This is a genomic window from Methylobacterium goesingense, from assembly GCF_022179225.1.
Taxonomy (GTDB): domain Bacteria; phylum Pseudomonadota; class Alphaproteobacteria; order Rhizobiales; family Beijerinckiaceae; genus Methylobacterium; species Methylobacterium goesingense.
Genome location: NZ_BPQL01000124.1, coordinates 1 through 2,921 on the forward strand (window position 1 = coordinate 1; position 2,921 = coordinate 2,921).

Annotated in this window: 1 protein-coding gene and 1 pseudogene; both read right to left on the minus strand. The window is 65.4% G+C overall.

The window, feature by feature from the left end:
- A pseudogene (locus MFF30_RS19945) lies at positions 1-454 on the minus strand (type I secretion system permease/ATPase); the annotation flags it as partial.
- A 157-nt stretch (positions 455-611) separates the two neighbouring features.
- A partial coding sequence (locus MFF30_RS19950) for a VCBS domain-containing protein (protein WP_238281469.1) occupies positions 612-2,921 on the minus strand: 2,310 nt, incomplete at its 5' end.

A 2,921-nucleotide genomic window follows, 5' to 3' on the forward strand; every position in this document is an offset into this window, starting at 1 on the left:
CCCGGTCGGTGAGGAGGGCCAGGGTCGCCAGCACCCCGGCGCCCACCAGCGCCGCGACCCCGATCAGGGGATGGAACAGGAAGCAGATCGCGAGATAGACCGGCATCCAGGGCAGATCGAAGAAGGCGCCGGGTCCGGTGCCGCCGAGGAAGGCGCGTAAGGAATCGAGGTCGCGCAAGGGCAGCAGGCCGTCGCTGGGCGCCGCGCCCTTGAGGGGCGCCCGCACCACGATGTCGAAGACGCGCCCGCTCAGCGACTCGTCGAGGGCCGCGCCGACCCGGGCGAGCACCCGGGCGCGCAGGGTCTCGAGCATCCCTTGGAAGCCGTAGAGCACCAGGGCGAGCACGCACAAGCCCACGAGGGTGGGCACGGAGCGGCTCGGGATGACGCGGTCGTAGACCTCGAGCATGAAGAACGAGCCCGTGAGGTAGAGCACGTTCACGAGCCCGCTCATCAGCGCCACCCCGATGAACGCTGTGCGACAATGCGCGATGGCGCCCTTCAGCTCTTCCGAACCTTTGAGACTCGTCACGCTCCAATCCTATCTGTTCTTGAAACGAAGCGGCGCCGACGAAGCATCGTCGGCGCCGCTTTTCATCTGAGATGTGGTGCTACGCGAAGTGGAAGTCGCTCGCGTAGAGGGTCTTCAGCTGAGTGTTCTGTAGCGTCACGCTGTGGTCGAGATCCGCCGTGATCACCACGTCGGCGCCTACCTGAACGGCGTGGCTCTTCAGATCGGCGAAGTTCGCGAAGGTGCCGTGATCGAACTGGATCTGATCGATCACCGGCTGGAAGTCTGTCACCATCGCCTTGCCGAAGTTCTTCATGAACACGAAGGTGTCCGATCCGCTGCCGCCGGTGAGCTTATCGACACCGGTACCGGCGATGAGCACGTCGTCAGCTTTGCCGCCAGTCAGCGTGTCGTTGCCATTGCCGGCATTGAGCACCATGGCATTGTCGCGCCCGAAGAGACGACCCACTACCGAGGTGTCGGGCGTTGCCGTCAGAGTATCATTGCCGTCACTACCCTGCACGTAGACCTGCGAGGCGGAGGTCGTCACCATATTGAGCTGGCTTGTGCTGGTGCCACCTTTGCCGTCGCTGGTTGTGTAGGTGAAGCTGTCAATCGGAATGATGCCCGGCGGCACCTTCTGGGCGACGAGCCCCCAGACATTCGGGTCGTAGCTGTAGCTGCCGTCGGTTTTGATGGTCAGGGTACCGTAATCGCCCCCGATGCTTGTGCCCTTGGTCGAGGTGACCGCCGCGGTGGCGACGCCGTTGCTGATCGTCGACACCGTCAGGCCGTTGCCGTCGACGTCGGAGTCGTTGGCTAGCACCCCGTGGGCGGCGTCCACACTCGTGTAGCCCAGCAAGGCCTTCACACTGGCGATGTCGGCCATGACCGTTGGAGCGTCGTTAGTGCCCATGATCGACACCGTCACCGCCTGGTTAACCAAGCCACCGTGATGATCGTCGACTTGGACGGTCGAGACCAACGTGACGCGCTCGTTAGCGCCCAGGAAGTCAAGGGCGTTGTCAGCCAAGCTGAAGCTCCACCCGACCTGACCGTTATTCGTAGCGGCCGGATCCGCGGTCAGGCTGAACGCGCCCTTGATCGCGTTTGCCTGGTCCGCCGTCAGGGCGTGGAAGGCGCCGAAGGCATCTGTGGAGCCGATAGTCTGGGCGACGACCGAGGCAGTTGGACGATCCGAGAAGTCGATGTCGGCGAAGGCGATCTTACCAGCGGCGGTATCGAGGATCGTACTGCCGGTCCGGCCCGCCAGTTCGCTCACCGAACCCGTGGTGACCGAGCGGGAGATGTCGATCACGGGCGCGTCGTTGGCGCCCAGGATCGTGAAGCTCACCTGCTGCTTGGAGGCCGCCCCATAGGCATCGGCGACGCTCACGTCGTAGGTGGCCGTGAGAGTCTCGCCGACCGCCAGGAAGTCCGCGAGCTTATCGGCGAGCGTGAAGGCCACGCCGATCGTTCCCGCGCCCTTGCCGGTGCTGTCGGCGAGGGTGGTGACGGCTGCGGCCGCCAACGTCACGCCGAGCCCCGTTGGGAGTGTGCTACCGGCCGACCAGACCGCCTTGTTGAGGGCCACAGAAGCGGTATGGGTGTCGGTGAGATCGACATCGGTAAAGGCAAGGCTCGCCGAGGAGGACAGGATCGCGGGTCCGTTCGTCACCCCCGCAGCCTCACCCACCCGATGCGTGCCTGTGTCTTGGCTCAGGATCGGCGCATCGTTGGTACCCGTGATTGTCACGTCGATCTGCTTGGAGACGACCCCGCCCTGGCTGTCGTTGAGAACGACGGTGAAGCTCTCGACCTTGGTCTGGCCCTTGGCAAGGTATTCCACCTTGGCGTCGTCGACGCTGTAGCTCCAGGCGATTACGCCACCCATGCCGGTGCCGGTCGTGTCGGCGGACTTCACCGCCGTGAGCGTGCCCAGCGTGGTGCCGATGGCGGAGGCCGAGGCGCCGTGCACGTCCGTCAGGTCGACGTCGGTGAAGGCGATCGTGCCGCTGTCGGTGAGCGCGCTGCCGGGCGAGACCTGCTCGGTCACGGCGCCCACCAGCTTGGCGGCACCGATTACCGGGGCGTCGTTGGTGCCTGTGACCGTGACGTCGATCTGGCGCGTGACCACACCGCCCTGACCGTCACTGAGCGAGACCGTGAAGCTCTCGACCTTGGTCTGGCCCTTGGCGAGGTACTCCACCTTGGCGTCGTCGACGCTGTAGCTCCAGGCGATCACGCCACCCGTGCCGGTGCCGGTCGTGTCGGCGGACTTTACCGCCGTGAGCGTGCCCAGCGTGGTGCCGATGGCGGAGGCCGAGACGCCGTGCACGTCCGTCAGGTCGACGTCGGTGAAGGCGATCGTGCCGCTGTCGGTGAGCGCGTTGCCGGGCGAGACCTGCTC